Source organism: Pedobacter sp. P26 (assembly GCF_050632135.1).
Classification (GTDB): domain Bacteria; phylum Bacteroidota; class Bacteroidia; order Sphingobacteriales; family Sphingobacteriaceae; genus Pedobacter.
Genome location: NZ_CP192574.1, coordinates 2,471,282 through 2,496,733, shown reverse-complemented (window position 1 = coordinate 2,496,733; position 25,452 = coordinate 2,471,282). Strand labels below are relative to the sequence as shown.

Genomic DNA, 25,452 nt, shown 5'->3' with positions numbered 1-25,452 from the left:
ATTCATACAAATTAGTTTGGGTAAGAACATCATTTTACTTATTTTGCAGGTCTTAAAGAACGGTGCTGGATTTAATATCTATAGCTCCAAATGTTCTCTCAAATAAAAGAATTAATGGTTAAGATTTTCATAGGCGGCCTTCCTGACAATATCCAAGAGATGGATTTGGCAATATTGGTTAGCCTTCATGGCAGGGTAGAAACAATTAAAATTGTTCGCGACAGGGCAACTGGTAAATGTAAAGGCTATGCTTTTCTGGAAATTTATAGTCTTCCCGATGCCAAAAACATCGTATCAACCTTAAATGGCGAAACGTTTAAAGGCAATGTAATTACAGTTAAAATATCTGAAGAGGAAGGTGGCGCTAAAGCAGTAAAGCCAAAACCCAACCCAACTTTTAAAAGTAAAAGACCCAGGTTACAACGGTAGTATATTAAAGTCGCTTTTACTGAAAGGCCCTGGAATAAGGTCAATCTTCCTTGTTAGCTATATTACCATAAAGATTGATTCATCCAATGAAAGATCAGCTTCGCATCCTATAGTCGCGGGATGAAGATACAGCAACTCGTTGTTCGAAAGACCTCCACCATCTAGATTATTTAAACATAAACTTCGTAATCCGATGGTAAACGTATATTTTGAATTACACGTTTCCACATTGATTAAAAAACGCATTCAGAGATATGGAAAATTATGCCGTTGTAATATTTATTTTAGCTGTAATGATTGGCCTTTCTGCTATCGCAGACCGGATTAAAATTCCCTATCCTATTTTACTGATTATTGCTGGAATTGCAGTAGGTTTTGTGCCTTCCTTGCCACCAATTGATATTAATCCAGAAATTATATTTTTGATATTTCTCCCGCCGTTGCTTTATGATGCCGCCTTCAACATCTCATTTAAAGAATTTAAAACGAATATCAATACCATATTTACCCTTGCTATTACGCTGGTTTTTATCACCGCAATCGGCATTGCTGTAGTTGCCCACTATATGATTCCGGGGATAGAGTTGGCCGGTGTCTTTTGTATTAGGTGCGATTCTTTCAGCTACTGATGCGGTTGCTGCTATGAGTATTACCAAGGGACTGGGTTTATCTCATAAAACCAATACCATTCTGGAGGGTGAGAGTTTAGTTAACGATGCTTCTGCACTGGTAGCATATCGTTTTGCAGTAGCCGCAGTAACAGGAACAGCCTTTGTGTTTTGGAAAGCATCACTTGAATTTGTCATTTTAATGGCTGGTGGATTCTTAATTGGCATGGTGATGTCGAAAATTTTAGCGTTTATTATGAAGCGTATTCATAACAATCGCCTGGCAACCATTAGCTTTATGTTGTTAATGCCCTTTGTTACCTATTTAATTGCTGAACAAGTGCATGTTTCGGGCGTTATTGCAGTTGTTATTTTAGGATTGGGGATATCCAGGTTTAGCCATAAGGTATTTCCAGAACAGCTTAAAAATCAATCGAAAAACATCTGGGATATTATTATCTTTTTATTGAATGGACTAATTTTTATATTAATCGGCTTACAATTTCCTTATGTATATAAAAATATTAGCAGTGCTGATATTCTACCTTACATAGGTTATTCGCTGGTGATTACCGTTGTAGCTTTGTTACTGCGAATGGCACGTGTTTTCTTACAAAAATTTAATCTTCAAAAAGCTTTTCAGAAAGGGAAACACCGTATTACAGAGGGTGCATTACTGGATTTTAAGAACAGCTTAATTATCAGCTGGTCGGGCATGAGGGGTATTGTTTCACTGGCCATTGCAATTGGACTACCCGCTACTTTATCGGATGGAAGTGCGTTTCCACAGCGAAATGCCGTTATATTTATTTCGGTGGTAGTGGTATTGTTTACCTTAATCGGGCAAGGGCTTACTTTGCCATGGTTGGTAAAGAAATTAGCAACAGAGGATGACGAATAATACTCTATTTTTTACGACAGAGTGCACAGAGATAAAATCACAGAGAACATTGATGTTAGATAAACTTTGACAATTCTATAGGTATTGCGCCCAAAAGATTGTCAAAGTACACTATAAAATGTGATCATAAACTTAAATGGCCCTTCGACTTCGCTCAGCGTGATTTACTGTTGACTTCCGGTCTTATTATATTTACCATTAAGGAATTAAGACAGTTAAAAAAATTGACAATCTTCCAGGCATTGCGCCCAAAAGATTGTCAAAGTAAATAACGGTTGATATAAATGGTTTACCAATACACGCTGTAAAGTGCAACCAATAACCCAATAATTAGTAGTGCACCTACCGCAAAGCTGGTTGATGTTTTAAACATTTTTGCATCGATAGCCAATCCTTTAGCTTCAGCCTTGGCTTTGTTGCTCAACAAACTGATGATTACCATGCCGACAATACAAAACACAAATACAAAGCCCATCCGATCTAAAAATGGTATTTCGTAAACACCAGCTGCATTTTTAACAGAGAAACCCATTCCTGATAACCATGAAAGATCGGTTAGTTTAGGTAAGAATTTAAGTAAAATGGACAAACCGAAACCACCGATGGTAGCAAACAGTGCTGCACCAGAAGTTGTTCTTTTCCAGAAGAAACCTAAAATAAACATGGCAAAAATGCCTGGAGAGACAAAACCGGTATACTCTTGAATGTATTGAAAACCACCTTTTTTATCGATTCCTAAATGTGGAGCAATCAATACACCAAGAATCATTGCTACAACAATAGAAATCTTACCAGTTGTTACCAAATTTTTCTCTGTAGCATCTGTTCTTAGTACTTTTTTATAAATATCCAAAGTAAAAATAGTGGCAATACTGTTTGCTTTACCTGCCAGGGAGGCTACAACCGCAGCGGTTAATGCAGCAAACGAAAGTCCTTTTAATCCTGCAGGAAGCAAGTTTAACAACACCGGGTAAGCACGATCTGGATTTACAGATCCATCCTGCAGCATTTCGGCCTGGAAAGCGCCATCTTTATACAATACATAAGCGGCAATACCTGGTAATACTACAATAATTGGCATTAATAATTTCAAGAATGCAGCAAAAAGGATACCTCCTCGAGCAGTTTCCAGATTAGCTCCTAATGCACGTTGTGTAATGTACTGATTACAGCCCCAATAGTTTAGGTTCACGATCCACATACCACCAATCAATACGCTTAAACCTGGTAAGTCGATATAATTTTCATTATCAGGTTTTAGGATCATGTGGAAATGCTCAGATGCTTTAGAAGTCATTAAGCTATAACCTTCAAAAATACCGCTAGTACCATAATGTGTAGAAACCAGGTTCAAAGCCAGATAAGTTGTAGCAAGACCACCTAAAATCAAGAAAAACACCTGGATTACATCGGTATACCCAATTACTTTCATCCCACCCAAGGTGATGAGAATGGCAAAAATTGCAATGGCATACATACAGAACCTTAGATCGAAACCAGAAATACTGCTTACCGCTAAAGCACCTAAATAAAGAATAGAAGTTAAGTTTACCACAACATACAGCAATAACCAGAAAACGGCCATAATCATAGCCACTGTACCATTATAGCGCTGGTGCAAAAACTGTGGCATGGTAGCAATTTTGTTCTTTAAATAAACCGGGATGAAAAATACAGCTACCACCACCAATGTAAGTGCGCCCATCCATTCGTATGTTGCAATGGCCAATCCCATTTTAAAGCCTGAGCCACTCATACCGATAAACTGCTCAGCAGAAATGTTTGATGCAATTAAGGATGCGCCGATTGCCCACCAGGTTAAAGAACCTTCGGCAAGAAAATAATCTTTAGAACCCGTAGATTCTGATTTTTTCTTGTTGTAAATGTAGAGCCCGTATGCGGCTACAATAACGAAGTAAATTGCAAATACAATGTAATCCTTCGTGTCTAATAAGTTGTTTTTCATTGATTTATTTTGGTTAGTATACCTTGGGTTGTTAAATTTTAATTAAATAAACTGGTTCCATTTTCTGTTTGAACGGTATAGGAATCAAGCTTGAGCCCGAATTGTAATAAATATTTTGAAGATAGTGCTTCGATTAAACCCTCAATTTTTTCTTCCTTAACGATATTGATGGTACAACCACCAAAACCACCACCCATCATCCTGGCACCCAATACGTAGTCTAGCGGTTTAACAGCTTCAACTAAAAAATCCAATTCCTTGCAACTTACTTCATAATCTTTACTTAAACCTTCATGCGTTTCGAACATCAGGTTTCCTAAACCCTGCAGATTACCTTTTTCAAGTTGTTCTGCCGCTGTTAGTAAACGTCCGATTTCTTTCACTACAAAACTGCATTTCGCAAATACTTCCTCATCTTTCGGCTTAACATGCGCTTCTAACATACCAAGATCTACATCACGTAATGTATTTACATTGGGGTAATGTTCTTTTACCCAGGCTACACCTTGTTCGCATTGGGCTCTTCTTTTATTGTAGGCCGAATCGGCAAGGGCATGTTTTACATTCGTATTTAAAAGCAAAAGCTTGTAACCATCTAACTTTAACGGGATGTAAACATGTTTCATCGATCGGCAATCAAGCATAATTGCCTGATCTTTTTTGCCAAATACAGAGGCAAACTGATCCATAATACCGCAGTTAACACCTGCAAATGTCTGTTCAGCCTTTTGAGCAATTAAAGCAATATCTATCTTGGGAACGTTAAGCGAAAAAGCTGATCGAGCGCAAAACCGGTAGCACATTCTACAGCAGCAGATGACGATAGACCAGCACCCAAAGGCACATCACCATCGATATAAAAATTAAAGCCACCCAACCCATAGCCTCTTTCTTTTAACTGATCGGCAACGCCCAAAATGTAATTGGCCCAACTATTCTCTGATTTTTTCAGGCTTTTAATTGATGAAATATCAAATTGCTGATAACTTTCTGAGAATAAATGTATTTCATCATCTTCTCTTTTTGATATAGCTACATAAATGGCTTTATCTATAGCAGCAGGCATTACAAAACCGCCGTTGTAATCGGTATGCTCGCCAATAATATTGATTCTTCCGGGCGAACGCACTAAAATGGGTTCGGCATCGAAAAGTCTTTTAAACGTACTTTTTAAATGTTGTGCATTCATTGTTAATAATTTTAGTCTTCAGCCCTGCTGGTTTTATAGTGTGTAGCAGACATTTCTTTCAGGCGATTTGCCGCAAACTCAGGAGTAATATCCCGCTGAGGGTTGGCAAGCATCTCGTAACCTACCATAAACTTTTTAACCGATGCCGAGCGTAACAATGGTGGATAAAAATGCATATGCCAATGCCATTCCGGGTAATAACCATTGTTTACCGGAGTCTGGTGCATGCCTGCCGAGTAAGGGAAAGATGTTTCGAACAGGTTATCGTATTTAGTTGTTAATACTTTAATCGCTTCGGCCAATGATTTCTTTTCCGCTTCGCTAAACAATTTGATGCTATTTACATGTCGTTTGCTAATGATCATGGTTTCGTATGGCCAAACAGCCCAAAAAGGCACCAATACTGCAAAATGATCATTTTCAAATACAATGCGTTCGTTTTTCTTTTGCTCCAGCTTTAAATAATCGGCAAGTAAACTTCTTCTATGGATGGCATAGTAAGTTTTCTGACGCTCAGTTTCTTTGGCAATTTCTAAAGGAATGTCGCCTTGCGACCAGATCTGCCCATGTGGGTGTGGGTTGCTACAGCCCATTATTTCACCTTTATTTTCAAAAATCTGAATATATTTAATCCAATCGTTTTCAGCCAGGCTGTTAAATTCGTTCTGCCAAACATTTACCACGGCAGTTATGGCTTCGACACTCATTTCAGGAAGTGTGAGATTATGTTTCGGGCTAAAACTGATCACCCTGCAAAGACCTCTCTGATTATTAGCTACTAATAAATCATCTTCGTTCATATCACCGGCAGGCGTGTCTTCAAGCAAAGCAGCAAAATCATTATTAAAAACAAAGCTCTCCGTATATTGTGGATTGCTGTCGCCATCTGCCCTACCGTTTCCCGGGCATAAATAACATTTTGGATCATATTCCGGGCGGTTATCTGGTGTAATGTCTTCAACCTTACCTTGCCATGGTCTCTTGGTACGGTGTGGTGATACTAACACCCACTCGCCGGTTAATATGTTAAGCCGGGTATGTGGATTACTGTCAAGTTCGAATGTTTGGTTCATTTTATATTTTTCAACTGGTTAGAAAAAAGAAAGCCAAGTGGCTCTCCTATCTAGTCGGCCAAATTATAAAATTATTATTAATTGTCAAAACGACAATTAATAATAATTTTTATTTTCGTGAAAATTTGAACATATTAAGCCCTTTAAAACCTTGATAAAAAATGATTGAATATTCCAGGCAGCCACATTATCTTGTTGCTGTTGATTGCATTGTGTTTGGATTTGACGGTGAACACCTTAAAATTCTATTGGTTAAGCGGGGCTTAGAACCCGAAATAAACAAATGGAGTTTAATGGGCGGTTTTGTAGGCGCTGATGAAAGTCCGGACGATGCAGCGAACAGGGTACTCAAAAAAATGACAGGTTTAGAAGGCGTTTATCTGGAGCAGATGCAGATTTATGGAGAACCGGGTCGTGATCCCATCGAAAGAACGCTTTCTGTTGGATATTTTGCCCTCATTGATATCCACAAATATGAGGCACAGTTAAACGACGATTATGAGGCGGAATGGTTTTTGATTAACGACCGGCCAAAACTTATTTTTGATCATAACCAAATGGTTGCTGATGCCAGAAAAAAATTAAGGTATAAAGCTGCACTTCATCCAATATTATTCGAAATGCTGCCTAAAAAATTTACTATTCCACAGCTACATATTCTTTTTGAGGAAGTAAACGACACTAAAATCGATACCAGAAATTTTAGCCGCAAAATTACCTCTACAGGATTATTAATTAAACTGGCCGAAAAAGACAGGGCAGGTTCTAAAAAAGGTGCATTCTATTTTAAATTAGATAAGAAAAAATACAATGCCAATTCGCAGGCTTTCTTAAACCTAATGCCAAATTTAAGAGCTTAAATAACATTGATTAGCCTATTGTTCTTCATAATGATAGGTTAATCCTCCATCTACATAATAAGTTGATCCGGTAACATAAGCGGCATCATCAGAAGCAAGGAACGCCACTACTGCAGCCACATCTTCTGCTTTACCCATTCTTTTTAATGGGATATTTTGAAGTACTTTTTCCAGCTGTTCTTTATTGTTCAATAAATCCTGGTTGATCGGTGTTGAAACAGCTCCGGGAGCCACGTTATTAATTCTGATATTAAACAGGGCTAATTCTGAAGCAAGATTTCTGGTTAACATCATTAAACCTCCTTTACTGGCACAGTAGGCAGCAAAATTTGGAAATGCGATTTCTTCATGTACAGAACTCATGTTGATTATAGTTCCAGCCACGTTGCTTTTTCTACAATAATTTACAAATGACTGAATCCCAAAAAAAACACCTTTTAAATTTGTGTTCATGATCAGGTCGTAATCTTCCTCCGTAACTTCCCAAAAGCTGGCTTTTTTCTACGCCTGCATTGTTTACCAGAATATCTAAATGGCCAAATACCGCCACAGCATCGGTTATCAATTTAATGGCTGCATTGGCTTTACTTAAATCGGCCTCCAAAAAAGCTGCCTTTCTACCCATGTCCTGTATTTCTGTGATAAGTTTTTCACCCCGTTCATCAAATTTATGACCATTTAAGATAATATCACAGCCATCTTTGGCCAACCTTAAGGCACATGCAGCGCCAATCCCCTGACTGCTTCCGGTAATTAAAGCGGTTTTGTTTTCAAAACGGTCCATAGTAAAATGTTATAATACATAAAAGAAAATTGATGTGATTATGTTTGAGTAAAATTGAAGTTATTAACAGGATTAATACATTAAATGTAAGTTCTCAAAAAAAATATCGTTATAGCTGTAATCAATAATTAGTATTTTTGGGCAACAAACACACAATAAACTTAAATTAATCTTAAAACATGAACATTACCAAAAACCTTTTTATTTACTACGCTCCTGGCTTTGTTTACGCTAACCATGTATTCTTGTAAAACAAAAAAACTGGCTGCAAAACCTGCTCCAGCACCTGTTGAAAAGCCCGCACCACCAGTAGAAGAGAAAAAACCAGCGCCAGTACCAGAGAAAGAAGATGCTCCTGCTCCTGTTGAAAAACCCAATTTTAACTTAGATAACATCCAATTTGAGTTTAATTCATTTGTACTTAAAACATCATCATTCTCAATTCTGGATAAAGCGGTGGCAGAAATGAAAAAATCGCCAGATACAAAATTTATTCTTAATGGCCATTCATCTGCAGAAGGTACGCCTGAGCATAACATGCAACTTTCTGTAGATCGTGCAAATGCCGTAAAATCGTACTTTATAAACGCCGGTTTAAACGGAAATAATTTTACTGTTGTTGGTCATGGTGAGAAAGAGCCTGTTAGTACCAATAAAAGCGAAGAAGGCAGAATACTAAACAGAAGAACTGAAATAAAAGTTCAGAATTAATTCATAAAATACAAGAAAAAGGGCCATGACTTAATTTTCATAGCCCTTTTTTATTTTGCATATAATTGCCCTCCTGAAATTATTTCTACCCTTCCACTTTGCTATCAATGGACGGATTCCCATAGAATGGTCGTCATCTCGACCGGAGCAGCGCGAAGTGGAGAGATCTATCAAAAACAGATTTTGCTTTGCAGGCATTTTGGTTCTCCACTGTTGTCAAAATGAGAATACTTCTAGCGCATTCATCTTCTGTCGTTCATATTGATTTTTATAAAATAAATTATCCCTCAGGGTAACAACCGGAAGTTGATTGAAACTTAATTTCAGAAAAGAAAGATTTGATAATACTTATTCTTAAATATATTGATTTAACAGGTTAACTAGATTGCCCTGCTTTAAACCAGCTGTAAACAAAAACTTCTCCAAAGCTTTCTTTACAGAAAGTTTCGGAGAGTGAATTAATTAACGTGAAGGATTAATAACCCGGGTTTTGAGTCAATACCGCATCTTTATTTAATTGTATTTCATTTAAAGGAATTGGCAATAACAAATTTTTTGTCGTTAAACCTGTAATCGGTTTTGATGCGTCATTCGAATTTAAACGAAGCGCACGTTCTACTAAAGTTCCTGTTCTCATTAACGTCATTCTTCTATTCTCCTCACCAATTAATTCTCTGGCTCTTTCATCAAGAATAAAATCCTTTGTCATTTCAGAAGCGCTAACCTGTGCCGCATTTGCTCTGGTTCTTAACACATTTATTGTTGTTGCCGCATCTCCGGTTTTACCTTGTGCAACCTGTGCTTCTGCGAGAAGCAAATAAGTTTCGCCTAACCGCATTAAAATGAAATCTTTGATCATGGCATAACCAAAAGTATCATTCGGATCAAAAGCGCCCCATTTCGTTGTACTCGGACAAATATTGATTAATGTATCAGGACCGGTAAAAGGAACTTGTTTTCCAAATTTTGCTGCATATTTAGGATCTGGGTCGTTATAATAATATCTTCTGCGGATATTGTATTGCGAATTACGGATATCATTTCCTTTGTACAAACCATAAAGTACCCAGTTGCTCAAACGTAACCTGGCAATGGACCGGCCACCCAATGAATCGGCAAGAGCCATACCTGCTATATTGTAATATGCCGCACCCCAGACTCTTCGTTGCTGAGGATTGTCAGTTATACCGCCAACAACGCTAGTCGGATTTTCCTGCTCTAACACCCAGATAGCCTCTGTATTCCCCTGCGATCTTCTTTGGTTGCCATATTGGAACATATCAGAATAATAATCTCCAGGCTGACTAGTTTTTACGCCATAACGATTTTTTATTAAACTGAATTTGCCACTGCTAATGATTGCCTGAGCCTGTTGCTCAGCTAAATCTGGTTTCCCGATTCGGAGATAAACTTCAGCCAGAAGCTGCATCGCCATAAATTTATTTGCTCTGCCATACATTTTGCCTTTGGTATTGGTTTTTACCGCTTCAATATCAGGAAGATTTGCTGCAGCAAAAAGCAAATCTGCTACAATGAGGTTATTTACATCAGCTATAGGTGCTCTCACAAAATCTGTTTTAGGCCCTGCTAATGCATGTGTAATCAATGGCACGCCACCAAACAAAGTTGCTAAGTTGTTGTAAGCATAAGCCCTGAAAAATTTAGCTTCGGCGCTTACCAGGCTTTTACCTTTTGCACTTAAGCTAGTTACACTTGGATTTTCAATTCCATCTACAATAATGTTAGTTAAGTTTACCATGATGTAGTCTCTATTCCACATGCGGGCTGCACCACCATCAGTAGAGGTTAGCGTAGCATAATTATAGTATGGAATTTCTACACCTTGCTGGTTATTGGTTGCATTTGCAACATCAGTTCCAACCTGCCAAACGCTTAGCACAGCCCTGCTGATCAGCCCAGGAAAAGATTGTGCTGGTATGGTTATACAAACCAATTAATGATGCTTCGAATCCAAGTGAATCGGTAAGCGTTAATGGTGTATATGATGAAAACGGTTTCTCATCTAAAAATGCTTTTTTGCAGGACGAAAATGCAACAAACAGGATTAATAATGATGCGATTATGCTTATATATTTTTTCATGATGATTATAAATTAACGTAATGAAACATTTAAACCCAATACAAAAGTTCTTGTTATAGGATAATTATTTGTCCAGTCTGCTGCAAACGCCTGTTGATTTGCACTGCTATTGCCTGATCCCCTACCGTAGGTAGTTTGTTCAGGATCCCAACCTACCCATTTTGTAAAAGTATACAGGTTACGACCGCTCGCATAAACAGTTAAGCCACCAAGGTGAAGTTTATCCAAGACTGACTGTCCGAAAACATAACTTAATGTCACATCTTTAATTCTGGTGTAACTGGCATCTGAGGCATAGCCATAACCTAAAGTGTTGTTGTAAGAAAGTGCTGGTCTGGTCTGGCTCATATTTTCAGGCGTCCAGTAACCAATTTCAGCAGGCGTATTTCTTCTTCCGGTTTCATCACCATAACCCAAATCGGTATTGTTTCTAGTCATCCCTTGAGCAGTTTGAACGAAAATGCTCAGGTTGATGTTTTTGTAGTGAAAAGTATTGGTTAAACCACCGGTCCATTTTGGTGTTGTTTGACCTAAAATTATTCTATCCCCGTCACCCGTAATTTTACCATCGCCGTTTAAATCAGCAAATTTTAAGCTTCCTGGTTTAGCCGTAGGGTCTTGCTTAGAAACATCCTCTCCCGTTTGCCAAACTCCTGTCATTTGGTAATCATAAACAACACTAATTGGCTTACCTATAAACCATCTGTTCCCTAAATCGTCTTTTCCATCACCATATAAATCGGTAATTTTATTTTTGTTGGTTGCAAAAACTACCATGGTTTCCCAACGGAAATCTTTGCCAGCAATATTTTGCGTATTTAAGGTTAACTCCAAGCCTTTATTCGTAGTCTTACCTATATTTTCTGAAACTTTTGAGTATCCTGTAATAATTGGCAAACTTCTGTTAAGCAATAAACCGCTTGTTTTATTTTGGTAAGCTTCAATACTACCATTAATCCTATTATTAAGAATTCCGAAATCCAATCCGATATTGGCGGTTTTTGTGGTTTCCCACTGCAATGATATATTTCCCAGGTTATTTGGAATAACACCAATTGTACTTATGCCGTTGAAAGGCGAACGCGAGGACCCTTCCGTTGTAATCGTATTGTAAACACCAACAGCCTCATTACCTGTTTTACCATAAGACACTCTTAACTTTAGATTGCTGAAAACCTTAGCGTTTTTCATAAAGTCTTCGTTAATGATGTTCCAGCCAATTGCTGCAGAAGGGAAAACCCCATATTTAGTTGTGTTTGCACCAAAAACAGAGGATCCATCTCTACGTGCGGTTAAAGTAAGTAAGTATTTGCTATCGTAAGAGTAGAATAACCGGCCCATTTGAGAGTTTAGCCCATATCTATCACGGTAAGATCCACTGGTTTGCGTAGCACCTGCGCCAATATTATTTAAACCTAATTCATCATTAATGAAGCCAACCGCACCCGCTGTGGTAGAATTATAGTTACGCTCCTGAGCGCTATACAAGGCAGTAAAATCAAAATGGTGTTTTTTAATGTCTTTAGAATAAGTTAATATGTTTTCGATCGTATAGCTATTTGTAGATGCATTGAAACTACTTGCCGTACCGTTTAAATCATTCGCTAAACGGCCGATGTAGCTTCCAGTTTTTTCAGGGAAGTAAGTGTAACCTGCATTTAAACGAAATTTTAAACCGGTTAAAGCACCGGGAAACTTAACCTCAGCATAACCGTTTCCATTAATATTGGTTGTCCTTCTGATTTGATTAGTAGTTAAACCTAACAGTGGATTCGTATACAATTGCTCCGGACTCATCGGGTAAATTGTATATGTTCCATTTGTATTATACTCCTGACCGTAAGGACTCATTGCTGTTGCTAACAATAAGTTTGCCCTTCCACCGTCGAAGTTATTACTGGTTAAGAATAATGATGTACCCACAGTTAAAAAACTGGTTACATTAACATCTAAGTTAGAACGCAAACCTACACGTTTAAAATCATAACCTTTAATTACACCTTTCTGATTAAGATAATCGCCTGAAATGAAATATTTTACATCCTGTGATCCGCCTGAAATGCTAACATTATGATCCTGAATTACACCTTGTTGTGTTGCTTCTTTAACCCAGTCGGTTGTTGTACCAGCATTGTAAGCGGGTAGTTCTCCGATATTCGGAACCGGTCTTTGTTGTACCTGGCCAGTTTGTTTAAGATAGTCTGCGTATTTCTGAGCATACTCAGCACCGCTCCTTGGCTCCAAAATATGAGCAATGTTATCAAAACCTGCATACCCGCTGTAACGGATTACTGGTTTGCCTGTGGTCCCCCTTTTTGTTGTAATTAGAATAACCCCGTTTGAGCCATTTGTACCATAAATTGCAGTTGCACTCGCATCTTTCAAAATTTCAACCGATGCGATATCATTTGGATTGATGTCATTTAATGAACCGCCGGTTTTGGTCAAAGGTACCCCATCCACAACAACATAAGGTCCGGTACCTGCGCTTATTGAATTCTGACCTCTGATTAATGCATTTGGCTGGCTACCTGGAACTGAAGATGTCGTGGTAACATTAACACCTGCAACTGCACCTTCAATAGATTGTAAAACGTTGGTAACCGGTAATTGCGATAACCGAGCTTTTGGGACCGAAACTACCGAACCGGTAACGTCGGAACGCTTTTGCGTACCGTAACCTACCACAATTACCTCTTGTAAGTTTTTATCCTTATCCTCTGCAAGAACGATGCTCACTTGCGTTTCATTAGCTACCAATATAGTATTGGTTACATAACCTACAAAACTAATTACTAAGCTTTCTCCTTTTTGAGCTGATATTTTGAAATTTCCATTGGCATCGCTGGCCACCACCTGAGTAGTTCCCTTAACACTAATTGATGCACCTGGAATGGGATTACCTTTATTATCTTTTACTTTTCCAGAAATTGAGATTTGAGCGGTTGTTTGTGCAATTGAATTGTTTGATTTACCTAAGGATAGGATTAAAACAAACAAAAACATTACTGCACACTTAGAGGTGTCTAGTAGTTTTCTTTTCATTTTTTATGATTATTTGGTTAGTTAATAATTGAACTTCAAGGAGAGTTCAAAAGGGTAGCCTAATCAAAAATATTTTTATTAAATTTTTAATTTGACCAGATATATAAATTACGCATGAATAACGAATGATTGATTCAGCAAAGTAAACATAAAATCCCAATGGAGTAAGGGGTAATACGGTAATAAATAGGGGCTAAATCGTTACTTTTTGTTAAAATTTAGCTTTTTAACCCCTATTCGGAAAATTTCAGACGTTTAGTCTACATTTATTTTTTTATTGCATTTAAGATCGGTTGATCTATTGCCTTTAAAATATTCTGATCAGGTTTGATCAGCTCTAAAACGGAGATATCATTTTTGCCTTTTTTTAGCCATTCTTGGGGGATATAAAGTGTTTGTTGTGGACCAATTGCCCAATACTTTCCTAAGTTATGCCCATTAACCCATACTACTCCTTTTCCCCAATCGGTCATGTCTAAATAAGTATCCGCAACGGTTGATAGCTGAAAAGAGCCTTTCTGCAATGTTGGTCCGTTTCCATTTGCTTTTGATGAACCAGTTGTGGTAATGCGATCGTTGCCAAGAGGAAAACCATACATCGACCAGTTTTTAATCTCGGCACCATCAAAAGTAACCTGCTCAGTAATTCCCTTTTTGTTTTCCAGTAAATACTTTCCAAAATTTATCCGGCCCATATTCTCCACAAAAATATCAAGCTGTACCTCTCCTGCCGGAAGATCTAATGCTAATGTATTCTGGTTTAACCTGCGGTCTAAAATGCCTGCTCTTTTTTGATTAATGAAAATAAGGGCATAATCTCGCAATTGTTTAAGCTGCAGTTCGCCCTTTTTCCCTCCCTGAATGGTGGTGCGGTATAATACGTAACCGTAATCCTGACTAAGATCCTCAAAAGTTAAAGGTGTACTATTTTTCACCGCTTTAGGCAATGCATTAAACAAAGCTACTTTAGTTCCCAATTTAAAAGGCGCAATGGCCATACTTGGCTTTGCCGCTGGAATTGATGGCAAACTTTGTCCTGCCGGAAGGTGTTTTTCGATCACACTTCTAAATGCCCTGAATTTTTCAGTCACATTTCCTGCTTCGTTTAAAGGTGCATCATAATCATAGCTGCTGGTTTGTGGCTCGTAAGGCGATGTATCCTTGTAGTTGGCGCCATTCATAAAATCGCGGGTGGTCCCTCCATGGAACATATACATATTAATCGAAATACCTGCCGATAAAACAGAGTCTAACTTTTGGGTGTATTGTGCCGCTGGAACAGTGTGATGAGGGGTTCCCCACCAATCGAACCACGCAGGGTACCATTCTGCAATAAAATATGGTCCTTTACCGCCGTGATTTTCATTTACCAATTGCCTGATTTTGGCTGGATTATCAATCCCGTTTAGTGCTGGTAGCAATCCATCTAAATGTCCATCCTTTACATCTGCTGCAGGATCGCAGGTATAAAGCAATCCATCAAAACCTGCTTCTATAAACATTTTCCGGTTGATATCTAAATAGTTTTTATCGGCGGCATAAGAACCATATTCGTTCTCCACCTGTACCATAATAATGTTACCACCATGGTTGATCTGCAATGGTGCCAACTGTTTACCAACTTCAATAATATACTTTTTATACTCATCTAAATATTGCTGTTCAGTACTTCTTACCACAAGACCTTTTTCGGTTTGCAGCCAATAAGGATAGCCACCAAACTCCCACTCCGCACAAACGTAGGGGCTCGGTCTTAAAATAACCCATAAGCCTTCTTGCTGGGCAATTTTTACAAATTCGGCAATGTTGTTATTACCTGAAAAATCAAACTTTCCTTTTTGTGGTTCGTGCAAATTCCAGAATACGTAAGTGCCAATGGTATTTAAGCCCATTGCTTTGGCCATTTTCATACGGGCCCGCCAGGCCTCTTTTGGTACGCGTGGATAGTGCAACTCACCAGAGATAATCTGAAAAGGTTTTCCATCTAATAAAAAGTCTGTTTCTCCCAGCTTAAATGAATGTTTAGGTTGCTGGCTAAAAGCCGATAAGGAGAAACATATCGCCACCAACCAGAGTAATTTTGCTTTCATTTTTTTAAAAATTATTTTAAGATGATCTGAATTTTAGCCAAAACGGTCCCTTTTGCATGGTTTTATGCAATACAATCATCAAGGTTTATATAAAATTTTGTTTTTTCTCTATTTTTTAAACACGCTCAGATCCCATTCATCTGCCCAGTTTATCGAAATTTTATCCTGATCAAATTTGATCGGCAACCATAAATAACGACCATCGATTGCATTTTTAGGTACCCATTTATCTGCCATAAAAATAAATTCACCCTTTTTGCCCGGTGCTGGCAATACATGTGTGCTTTGTCCTCCATAGGTTAATTTAGCACCTTCGCCCTGGCAAGGGTTTCCCATATAAGTCCAGGGGCCCCAGATATTGCTTGCTTTGAACCATCTTGCCGGATTTGGCGCCCAGCCTGTACAGCCTGAACCAACCATATAGTAAGTTCCATTTTTCTTAAACAAAGCTGGTGCTTCGGTTTGCTGCCCTACATAAATTCTGATAAATTTTCCGGTATGCCCTAAATAATCTGGCGTTAATTCAGCTAAATGCAAGGTAAAATTCTCTTCAGAAGAAAATACATGATAGGCTTTTCCATCATCGTCTACGAAAACGGTCATGTCTCTTGCCATTTGTCCACCAGGTAAATCCCTGCAGAAAAAGCCATCACTTTGATTGGCCGGTTGCTGGCAGTTTACCATATCTTTTTCTGCTGTGCCTGATGCATAAAAAGGCATTTTACCTGGATTTGGGCGATAACTCTTGATAAAAGTATATGGACCGGTAGGGCGATCGGCAACAGCTACACCTGATCTGGCTGCTGCATAACCTTTGCCCAAAAGTTCTAAGTGAAACCACATGACAAACTTTTTGGTTTTCTTGTTGTACACCACTTTAGGCCTTTCGAGGATACAGCCTTTGGCAATATCACTGGTCAAATCGTTAGAAACTGGCAAGGCAATGCCTTCATCTTTCCAATTGTATAAATCTTTCGATGAATAGCAATGCACACCTACCTGTGCGGTATTTCCTATTTCTCCTTCGATTTTATGTTCTCCAAACCAATAATAAACGCCTTTGTACTCTACAATACCACCACCATGTGCATTGATGTGAACGCCCTTATCATCTTTCCAAATTTTACCTGGGGTAAAAGAAGTATAGGTTTGCTGTGCAGAAACAAAACTGCTTAAGCCCAAACTAAAGGCGATAAATCCTAAAACAAAACTGATTCTCTTATTCATTATTTTTAATTAACTAATTTTTATATTATACAGAAGTAATTACCCAAATCTTTTTCAATTGTATATCAACCTGTTATTTATTTTAAACTGGCACTATGGTCATTCTCAAAATTCTCGCCGCTCCAGATTTTTTGTGCACTCCATTTTTCTGCCGGGTTGGCCCAAAAAGGATCTGATGCTGGCAAGCCTAAAGGCAAGAAGATATTTGAAGCGATGTATGGACTGCCCTGGTTGTTATAGAAATCGCCTAAATTGGGCTGATCGCCATATAAACCTATTGTTAACCATCCATTTTTATAGGTTGAAGGGCTTTCCAGAGTTTTTCTGATTACGGCTGTTAAAGCGCACCGTACCTGTGCCGCACTTAACTGTTTAGGTAATGCTTTCCTCCAGGCCATATCAGCCAAATGATGAAATGCAGCACCGCGATAAATAATAGAGCGACCAGTTGCAGGATAGGTGCCATCGGCGTTGATTAATCTTTCCTGAATGATGGCATATCGTTCATTACGCTTTTTAATCTTCTCGAACATTTCTTTATAACTGCCCGTTTTAGTACCAATGATATTGGCCAAAGTAGCCAGATAAGGATGGATTACATAACTATTGTAATAATCGAAGGCGAATGATGTTCCATCGGTATACATTCCGTCACCTGTATACCACTGTTCCATTTGTTGCAGGGCGTAATCAACACGCATGGGGTCCCAGCTATAACCAAATCTGGCTAGAAAAGCCTCGTTCATTGCTGAGAATAGTAACCAGTTAGAAAAAACGGGCTTGAATCTTCTGGTGGTAACGATAGATTGCATCATCAATTCCTGGTTCTTCTTATCCAGGTTTTCCCATAGCCATGGTGCACGGACCAAGGCAAGGGCTACGTAAGAAGCATCTACCAGTTGTTGTCCGCCGATATCGAAGTTCATAAAATCTTTGGCATTAGAATCTAATGCATTTTTTAACCCCTGAATAGCCCACTCGCGGTATTGTTTCCTTAAAGCCACCTCTTCTGCCGAACCTCCCTCTAACTGTAACCATGGTGCAATACCACTTAAAACCCTACCCAAAACCTCCACATATTGTACTTTAATGCGGTGTTCTTTATTATCTACATGGATAGAGGTAACCTTAGGCATCGCGATCCTTAAACTGTCTTTAGCCAGATTGTATAAAACAGGTTTTACCATCTTATCCATTTGCTGTAACCAAAACTGCCTATCAGTTAGCACCACACCTTTGGTATTTTTAGCTTTATTTTGTGCAAAAACAGATCCACCGGCCAGGATGATCAATAAACCTGTAATCAAAATATTTTTAAGTCTCATTTTCTCTTTAAAATTTAGTGTTTGTTTGATAGATAGCGGTACATTTCGCTTCCTGCCAATAAAAATGCGCCTACACCAAAATTCCCAGTAGCGTTTACATCAACCACCTGACCTGCAATGGCTTTTTCTCCAATCGGCTGTACATAACCCAATTTACCATCAGGTTGTAATGCAGTTTTAGTTAAATATGTCCATGCTTTTTGTGCTGCCGGCCAATAGGTTTTTTCTTTTAAATAACCATTGTTTATCCCCCACAACAAACCATAAGTAAAAAAAGCTGTCCCACTGGTTTCAGGTCCTGGCGCGTGTTGCGGATCGAGGATACTTCTCGTCCAATAGCCTTCTGCTTGCTGGCTTTTAACAATTGCTTTGGCCATATTACAGTACTTAGTCAGGTATTCGTTCCGGTGTGGATCTGTAAGGGGCAGATCTTTTAGTACTTTCGCCAAACCTGAAAACACCCAGCCATCGCCCCTTGCCCAAAAATCTTTTTTGCCATTGGCACTTTTATGTTTTGGATAAACATATTTGGCATCACGATAATAAAGCTTTTCCTTTTTATCATACATGATGCTGTTGGCGTACATAAAATATTCGTAGAGTTTATCCAGGTATTTTTGATCGCCGGTTACTTTATAAAGTTTGGTCATCACTGGCATTACCATGTACAAGCCATCGGCCCACCACCAATAATCGTTATTGGGTGTACTCATTTCGTATTGCATTACCTCTTTTGCTCTGGCAATTTTATATTCTTCTAGTTTTAAGTGGTATAGATCGATATAGGTTTGAAAGCAGATCTGCCAATCGCCAAACAGTACATGTTCATCTGTTTCGCCATACTTATATTTCCAATTGGATTTATCGGTTGATTTTGCCCCCATCCATTTGTTGTATCCGGCCCAATCTTCTGAATATTTTCGATATGCTTCGTTTTTGGTAACCTCGTAGGCCTCCATGTTGCCTGTGTGATAAGCTGCGTGATCCCAAAAGGCACGCACTTCGGGTTTATTACTGCTTTGCCAATAAGTATTTGCCCGGTTAATCATTTCCAGCACTTCTTCTTTTGACAGCTGGCTCTTGGGCATTTACCGCTCCGCTGGTTAAGAAAAAGAATAAGAAAAACACTTTATATAATTTTAAATTCATTAGTGGATTGGTTTAATGCCATTTACTGTTGGTATTACAGGTTTAATGGTTCCATCAGTATTAAATTCCATCTTGTCAATGCAAACTTCGCGGTTGTAACCCGCAGCGTCTCCCATGGAAATTCCTTTTGGCCGGGTAAAACGGTGGTAAACCATATACCATTCGTCTCTGCCATTCACTTTGATCACACTGTTGTGCCCTGTACCGTAGATACCCTGAGTTGCATCTTTTGCCAGAATAAGATTGTTTTTCGGGATGGTCATTTTTCCAGTAGGCGAATCAGAAAAACCATATCTAACCCTGTAATTCTCGCTTCTGGTATCATCTTCCGACCACAAGAAGTAATATTTCCCATTTCTATAAAACACTTCTGTGCCTTCTCTGAAATCATGATTTGGGGTAATAATTTTAATCGCACTGGTATCAATCGAAATCATATCATCATTTAATGGTGCAACGGCCATGTAGCCATTTCCCCAATACAAATAAGCTTTATTGGTTTTAGGATCGTTAAACACATCCGGATCGATCTCCTGACCGCCTTTGATCCCCTTTGGCTTGCCCGCGATTAAAGCCTTTCCACTATCCTTAAATGGTCCGGCCGGATCATCAGCAATAGCAACACCGATCTTCTGTGCAGCTGTGAAATAATAGAAATATTTATAGATTCCATTTACTTTCTTTTCGATAATAGTAGGTGCCCAGGCATTCCTTTTTGCCCATGAAACGTCTTTTTCAAGGTCTAATATTTTGCCTTCATCTTTCCAGTTAACCAGATCTGCTGAAGAAAAACTTTTAAAATAAGTACCGCTCCAATTGTTAAATCCATCACTGGTTGGATAGATATAATATTTAGCAGTTTTATTGGAATATAAAATCTCAGGATCGGCATAATAGCCTTTTAGCACAGGGTTATTTGCTACTGCAACGCTTACCACGTACGTTTTAGCTTGCCGATCAGGAATGCCCACCTTAATTTTTACAGGGCCTTTAGAAAAATCCAGTTTTCCTTTTGGCACCATGCTGATTTGGTTAAAGGTATTAAACTGCGGATCAAAAGCCTTTAGATCTGTGCCATAATTTACAGGTAAATAAAGTTTCTGGTTCACACTATCCAGAACAATATTATTTTGATTGATTGCTTTATTTTTTGCGGTCTGTAGAACAGACTCGACCGTATACCACTGTTTAAGCAAACGACTTAACTCTTGTTGATTAATCGGTAAAATAGTTCCGTGCCTGGGATGAAAATCCATTGTAACATCCTGATCTACTACACTAAAATTTGCTAAATCTTTACTTCTGGTAAACTGGTAACGGCCTTTCATATATACATCATACATCAGGATATACTCATCACTATGGTTCAGCTTAAAAACACCGGCTCCTTCTACGGCCTCTTTAGTTTGCTGCAGATATTTATCCTGTAATACATAACCTTCTGTTAGTTTATTAGAAACTGCCTTTTTAATGCCATTGCCATTACCTTCCGTTTTAAAAAACAGATTGTATTTTCCTTTATCGTAAATAATATCTCCATCAATACAAGAGCCATTGGCTGGACTAAAAAAGAGCTGTTTTGGAGTGGTTTCCAGGTCGGTAAAATCAGCGTTGGCATAAGCGTAATAAATTTTATCAGGCTCATCGCCATTCTTCATCGACCAATAAACCATATATTTTTTGGCAGTTTTATCGTAAATGGTCTGCGGTGCCCAAACGCGTAGCAGATTTTCGTTATTCGGGAAACGTTTTTGAATATCAACAACTGCTGATGTCCAATGAATCAGATCATTTGATTTCAACAATACCATTGCCCTGTTCGAGTTCCAACCATTGGCCGAAACCATATCCGTAGCCACCATATAAAAAGTTTTGCCATCTTCGCCACGCAAAATATGCGGGTCGCGAACGCCGCCTGTACTACTAATCTTTTCAGAAGAAATGATTGCGTTATTGTTATTTAATGCACTGAAATGATAACCATCGGTACTCACCGCAAAACGAATGGCTTCTTCTGCTTTCGAATTTCCGGTAAAATAAGTAAATAAGTAAGCTACATTTTCTCTTGATTCGGCTTTTTGACCAGAAGTTTTTTTAGGTTGTGCGATTATTTTCCCTGATAAACATATCAGTAATAAAATAATACCATATTTTGTTGGTGAATACTTCATTTCTCTGTTTGTTATTCTATTTTTTTGGTTTCCAATCCAATACCTGGACCTGTGTTGGCGTCTGCTCTGCTTTTCCTTCCCCATCTATTTGGGTAACATTTTGTAAAAATAGGCTCAATATACTCTTAGTTTTCCAAAGTTCAGTATCATAAGTGGGCTCCCAATCGCCCATGCTGGTTTTGGTAAGGTCTTTAATTATCCAGTTTTCTGATCCAAGATGATCGTTTAAAGCAATAGATGCCTTGTTTCCTCGTTCGGCATCTCTAAACAATAAACCTGCAGCATAATATTTTCCATTTGGCCAAACGATAATCTGTGGTCGCGAAATTGGAATCCGCTTGGTACCAGTGCCACTTAGACTAAAAGTTGTTTTTCTAAAATTAAGGTTACTTACTTTCCAGCTGCTATCCGTTTTAAAAACCAGGTGATACTGAGGCCCGGTTTCATTCGCTCCGCGCCAATAACCAGCAATAAACACATTACCTTTTGCATCGGCAAACATTGATGTTTGGTTAATCAACTCACTTTGCTGTGGAATTTTTACGGTATACTCTGCATTTGTTGCGGTTATGGGAAGCTGATATTTTTCACCAGTGGATTTTAACCAGCTTATACCTCCATCGGTTGATTTTGCATAACATAAATCATGGTTACTGGCTACATCAGGGCTTTCGCGCCAAACCCACGATAAATGAATGGTCCCAACCTGATCTACTGCAACCTGCCAATAGGCATTACGCTGTCCTTCGCCATCAATCATCCCATCCTGTAAACGTGTCCACTTTTTAGTTTTTAAATCATAAAGATTAATCATGAGGTTTCCGTTTCCAGAGCCCCCATCACGGTAAAAAAACAAAAGATCGCCATTAGCCAGCTTATAAAACTCAGGATAACTGACATTATTTTCCTTTGCAGAAAGCATAACTTCTTTTTGCCTAAAGTTAACGAACCTGCTGAAACTGATTTGGCGTAGTTTAGATTATTGTTATGCTGCCCCCAGGCAATATGCAGAAAACCATCGCCATCAACCATAATACTGATTGATTTATGAGCATCGGTAGCATCGCCTTTATAAGGTGTGATAACTGACACCCAGCGGGAAGAATTGATTTTGCGTTTAGCCAGTACCACATTTTGTTCGTGATCATAATAAGCAGCATACTGGCTATTTTTAAAGCTAACTAAAGCATTTTTACGAAAAATAACAGTATTTACCGAATTGTTTGCCCAGCCGTTGCTGGCAATAGTACTCAGCTTTGTTTCTTGTGCAACACTCATCAGGCTGATGCCAATGAACACACAGATTAGAAATATACTTTTATTTAGGTATTGATACATTATACGGTTACACTGGTCGGCGTTACATTTGGCAAAGCCGAATTACCGAAATTTTTAAGCTTTACACAGGGGTTAAATCATACTTTGCAGGGGGTGTTTTAAGCTAAATGCCTTTTAAAACGTAAAATAGCGTAACTTTTATGTTGTAGCATTAACATTGTAGTATTTATGGAAACTTTTCCTGTGTTTTTTATAAACTCTGACGGTGTTAACTTAAATAACTTTTGAAACTGCTCTCTAAAATATTTACTATCATTTATGCCAACTCTAAAGGCAGCTTCGTTAATATTTAAATTAGTATTGATTAATAATTCAGCAGCTTTTCTTAACCTGATAAAACGAATAAAACCATTTATTGACTGGCCCGAAGTAGCCTTGATCCTTTTATAGAGATTAGAATGACTCATTCCAAGATCAGATGCCAGTGTTTTTACGTTAAAGCTGTCCTCCATCAAATTTTCTTCGATAATCATAATGCATTTTTGAAGAAAGCCCTTATCCTCTTGCGAGACTTTATGGGCATCACTCTTCAAGGTTATTTCATTGTAGAAATAAGACTGAAGATTGGTCCTGTTTTTAATAATGCTATTAATCTTGGCTGTAAAAAGCTCTTTATCGAAAGGTTTACCGATAAAATCGTAGGCACCAACTTCAATTCCTTTAAGTTTTACTTCCGGGCTAGGGTCGCCGGTTAGCAGAATTACAGGAATATGGCTTAGGGCAGAATCGTCTTTAATCGCCTTACAGAGTTCGATACCGTTGAGGCCATCCATGTTTACATCAGATATCACAATATCAGGTAAATATTCTTTACAAAGTTTTAGCCCGTCAGTACCGTTTTCGGCCTTGTAAATTTTGAAGTTGTCCTGAAAAATCTGCTTAATGTAATCTATAATTTCGAGGTTATCATCAACAACCAAAATCGAGTGTAAATCTGAGATGAGCAATTCGAGGTTGCCTACATTCTCCGTGTCATTATTTTCAGCTTCCTCTTCTTGTGCAATAAGCTCATTTACATAAGTTAATTCGTTTTGAAAGACATCGCTGTGTTGCAAATCTGGTTCTCCAACCGGGATATCGATCAAAAATATCGTACCCTTTCCCTGATTGGAGCGAAACGAAATTTTACCCTGATGCAATTCTACAAAGTTTTTGGCCAGGTAAAGACCAATACCGAAACCCATTTTCAGCGATTCGTTCGACATGACCTTATAAAATTTATCGAATAACTTTTCACCTACATGCGCCGGTATGCCCGGACCACTATCGCTCACTTCAATATGCACGCGCATGCCAAGGGTTTTAACACTAAATTTTACAAAACCGTGCTTTGGGGTAAATTTAAGTGCATTAGAGAGCAGGTTAAAAAAAACAATTTCGAGTTTGTCTTTATCTGCATAAATATCCAGGTCCTCTTCTTCGCACTCAAATATATAATCGATGTGATTCTGCTTTGCCAAATAATTAAAGCAGAGGAAAATCTCATTTGTAAATTTATATAGGTTGATCCTTACAATTTTCAAGGTATCATTCTCACTTTCCGTTTTTCTAAATAGTAATAACTGATCTACCAGGCTTAACAAGCGCCTCGAATTTCGGTAAACTACATTTAAATCGTTCTTCTCCTGCCCCGGATCTTTTTTATGGATAATATCTTTTATCGGATTAACGATCAGGGTTAACGGTGTTCTCAGCTCGTGCGAAATATTGGTAAAGAAATTTAACTTTTTCTCATTCAGATCCTTTTCACGCTCCATTTTAAAATTGGTAAGTTCCACTTCGTGTTTTAATCTTCTTTGCCGGTTACGATAGGTTTGAAAAAGATAAAACAGGGAAGACCCTATGATGAGGTAAATGGTATATGCCCACCAGGTACGGTACCAAGGGGGTAAAATCCGAATGAATACGATCTTTTCGTTGTTGCTCCAGGCGCCTTCGGTATCTGTACTTTTAATGTGCAGTTTATATTCGCCCTCGTCTAATCTGGAATAATAAGCTGTACTCAATTTGTTTACATAATTCCAGTTTCTATCCCAACCTTCCAGGTAATAAGCATACGAAATCTGGTCCTGAAAAGAGAATTCTATGGCTGCATAATCGATAGAAATTACGGCAGCACTATATGGAATTTCAATATGGGCCAAATTAACAATAGAGATATCGTTATAACCTGAATCCTGGTCCAGTGGAATATTATTGATCCTGAAATCTGTCAGCACCATTTTAGGCATCCTTCTATTTTTCTTTATGCTATCGGGCGAAAACAGATTGAAGCCGCCAATTCCACCAAATAAAAAATCACCATTAGTAAGCTTTAATGCTGCATTATAATTAAACTGATTACTCTGTAAACCATCGGTAGCATAATAGTTTTTAAAGTTATGGTGTGTAACATCAAATTTCGAGAGACCGTTATAGGTACTGCACCATAAATTGCCTTGCTTATCCTGAAGGATATTGAGTACTGAATTACCTGGCAATCCA

At 38.3% G+C, this 25,452-nt stretch carries 17 protein-coding genes and 3 pseudogenes; 5 read left to right on the top strand and 15 right to left on the bottom strand.

Going from position 1 to position 25,452, the window contains the following annotated elements:
• The first annotated feature begins 114 nt into the window (after positions 1 to 114).
• The 3 genes from ACQ86H_RS11435 (at position 115) to ACQ86H_RS11425 (ending at position 1,938) form a co-directional block, all read left to right on the top strand.
• A complete protein-coding gene (locus ACQ86H_RS11435; RefSeq protein ID WP_138821799.1) occupies positions 115 to 429 on the top strand; it encodes an RNA recognition motif domain-containing protein in 315 nt (104 codons plus the stop codon).
• A 254-nt stretch (positions 430 to 683) separates the two neighbouring features.
• A complete protein-coding gene (locus ACQ86H_RS11430) occupies positions 684 to 1,058 on the top strand; it encodes a cation:proton antiporter (protein ID WP_431294924.1) in 375 nt (124 codons plus the stop codon).
• Positions 1,021 to 1,938: a cation:proton antiporter gene (locus ACQ86H_RS11425; protein ID WP_431294923.1), complete on the top strand. Its 918-nt coding sequence runs from the start codon at positions 1,021 to 1,023 to the stop codon at positions 1,936 to 1,938. The genes ACQ86H_RS11430 and ACQ86H_RS11425 overlap by 38 nt, the downstream gene beginning before the upstream one ends.
• Before the next feature lie 289 nt (positions 1,939 to 2,227).
• Here ACQ86H_RS11425 and ACQ86H_RS11420 read toward each other — a convergent pair whose 3' ends face one another.
• From ACQ86H_RS11420 to ACQ86H_RS11405, 4 genes and pseudogenes are all read right to left on the bottom strand, one after another.
• A complete protein-coding gene (locus tag ACQ86H_RS11420) occupies positions 2,228 to 3,904 on the bottom strand; it encodes a sodium/sugar symporter (RefSeq protein WP_431294922.1) in 1,677 nt (558 codons plus the stop codon).
• A 38-nt stretch (positions 3,905 to 3,942) separates the two neighbouring features.
• The gene (locus tag ACQ86H_RS11415; RefSeq protein WP_431295379.1) at positions 3,943 to 4,593 is read right to left on the bottom strand and encodes a galactokinase; all 651 of its coding nucleotides are present in this window, start codon (positions 4,591 to 4,593) and stop codon (positions 3,943 to 3,945) included.
• Between the two features lie 30 nt (positions 4,594 to 4,623).
• Positions 4,624 to 5,093, bottom strand: a pseudogene (locus ACQ86H_RS11410) (galactokinase); the annotation flags it as partial.
• Positions 5,094 to 5,104: 11 nt separating this feature from the next.
• Positions 5,105 to 6,166, bottom strand: a complete 1,062-nt coding sequence (locus tag ACQ86H_RS11405) for a UDP-glucose--hexose-1-phosphate uridylyltransferase (protein ID WP_431294921.1) — start codon at positions 6,164 to 6,166, stop codon at positions 5,105 to 5,107.
• Between the two features lie 161 nt (positions 6,167 to 6,327).
• Between ACQ86H_RS11405 and ACQ86H_RS11400 the strand changes: the two genes are divergently transcribed.
• Positions 6,328 to 7,026: an NUDIX hydrolase gene (locus ACQ86H_RS11400; RefSeq protein ID WP_138821804.1), complete on the top strand. Its 699-nt coding sequence runs from the start codon at positions 6,328 to 6,330 to the stop codon at positions 7,024 to 7,026.
• Positions 7,027 to 7,041: 15 nt separating this feature from the next.
• Here the strand turns inward: ACQ86H_RS11400 and ACQ86H_RS11395 are convergent.
• Positions 7,042 to 7,810: pseudogene (locus ACQ86H_RS11395) on the bottom strand (SDR family NAD(P)-dependent oxidoreductase).
• A 237-nt stretch (positions 7,811 to 8,047) separates the two neighbouring features.
• On the opposite strand from ACQ86H_RS11395, the gene ACQ86H_RS11390 reads away from it, so the two are divergent.
• Entirely contained in the window at positions 8,048 to 8,521 is a 474-nt protein-coding gene (locus ACQ86H_RS11390; protein ID WP_431294920.1) for an OmpA family protein, read from the top strand.
• Positions 8,522 to 8,996: 475 nt separating this feature from the next.
• Here the strand turns inward: ACQ86H_RS11390 and ACQ86H_RS11385 are convergent, their stop codons facing one another.
• From ACQ86H_RS11385 to ACQ86H_RS11340, 10 genes and pseudogenes are all read right to left on the bottom strand, one after another.
• Positions 8,997 to 10,421, bottom strand: coding sequence for a RagB/SusD family nutrient uptake outer membrane protein (locus ACQ86H_RS11385; protein WP_431294919.1), 1,425 nt, complete (start codon positions 10,419 to 10,421; stop codon positions 8,997 to 8,999).
• On the bottom strand, positions 10,393 to 10,623 hold the full coding sequence (locus ACQ86H_RS11380; RefSeq protein ID WP_431294918.1) for a hypothetical protein: 231 nt from the start codon (positions 10,621 to 10,623) through the stop codon (positions 10,393 to 10,395). The genes ACQ86H_RS11385 and ACQ86H_RS11380 overlap by 29 nt, the downstream gene beginning before the upstream one ends.
• A gap of 12 nt (positions 10,624 to 10,635) precedes the next feature.
• On the bottom strand, positions 10,636 to 13,668 hold the full coding sequence (locus ACQ86H_RS11375; RefSeq protein ID WP_431294917.1) for a SusC/RagA family TonB-linked outer membrane protein: 3,033 nt from the start codon (positions 13,666 to 13,668) through the stop codon (positions 10,636 to 10,638).
• Between the two features lie 266 nt (positions 13,669 to 13,934).
• Positions 13,935 to 15,758, bottom strand: a complete 1,824-nt coding sequence (locus ACQ86H_RS11370; protein ID WP_431294916.1) for a glycoside hydrolase family 35 protein — start codon at positions 15,756 to 15,758, stop codon at positions 13,935 to 13,937.
• 108 nt (positions 15,759 to 15,866) lie between these two features.
• Positions 15,867 to 16,985, bottom strand: a complete 1,119-nt coding sequence (locus ACQ86H_RS11365; protein WP_431294915.1) for a glycoside hydrolase family 43 protein — start codon at positions 16,983 to 16,985, stop codon at positions 15,867 to 15,869.
• 77 nt (positions 16,986 to 17,062) lie between these two features.
• Positions 17,063 to 18,310, bottom strand: a complete 1,248-nt coding sequence (locus ACQ86H_RS11360; protein ID WP_431294914.1) for a DUF2264 domain-containing protein — start codon at positions 18,308 to 18,310, stop codon at positions 17,063 to 17,065.
• A gap of 14 nt (positions 18,311 to 18,324) precedes the next feature.
• Positions 18,325 to 19,398: a glycoside hydrolase family 88/105 protein gene (locus ACQ86H_RS11355; RefSeq protein WP_431294913.1), complete on the bottom strand. Its 1,074-nt coding sequence runs from the start codon at positions 19,396 to 19,398 to the stop codon at positions 18,325 to 18,327.
• Positions 19,399 to 19,458: 60 nt separating this feature from the next.
• On the bottom strand, positions 19,459 to 21,630 hold the full coding sequence (locus tag ACQ86H_RS11350; RefSeq protein WP_431294912.1) for a family 43 glycosylhydrolase: 2,172 nt from the start codon (positions 21,628 to 21,630) through the stop codon (positions 19,459 to 19,461).
• Between the two features lie 16 nt (positions 21,631 to 21,646).
• Positions 21,647 to 22,908: pseudogene (locus tag ACQ86H_RS11345) on the bottom strand (BNR repeat-containing protein).
• A gap of 158 nt (positions 22,909 to 23,066) precedes the next feature.
• Positions 23,067 to 25,448: a response regulator gene (locus tag ACQ86H_RS11340; RefSeq protein WP_431294911.1), complete on the bottom strand. Its 2,382-nt coding sequence runs from the start codon at positions 25,446 to 25,448 to the stop codon at positions 23,067 to 23,069.
• Between the last annotated feature and the right edge of the window lie 4 nt (positions 25,449 to 25,452).